At 39.5% G+C, this 281-nt stretch carries 1 protein-coding gene; it reads right to left on the minus strand.

Annotated elements, in window-relative coordinates:
• Positions 1 to 281, minus strand: a 281-nt coding sequence (locus Q5762_RS38015) for a hypothetical protein (RefSeq protein ID WP_315896879.1), incomplete at both ends; no start/stop codon positions are given.

A 281-nucleotide genomic window follows, 5' to 3' on the forward strand; every position in this document is an offset into this window, starting at 1 on the left:
CTTGTCTAAAAAGAAGTCAGATAACAATTTATTGCGGGTATCATCCTCGCGGCCATAGTAAATATTACCGCTTAAATCCCAGCTACCCAATTGATAATTAAATAAGGCATTTACACCATCATAGTTAAAAATTTGCCAAGTATAGTTATCTGCTGGGGGTCTTAGCCATAGATAGGCATAGCCCACGTCGAAAAAGTCAGAATAGTAATAAAGCGGCAGCCGTTTTTTACCGGCCTGAATGGTCCAGGTATCATTTACCCGATAAGATAAATAAGCCCACT

It is taken from the genome of Streptomyces sp. P9(2023) (genome assembly GCF_032436795.1).
GTDB lineage: Bacteria > Actinomycetota > Actinomycetes > Streptomycetales > Streptomycetaceae > Streptomyces.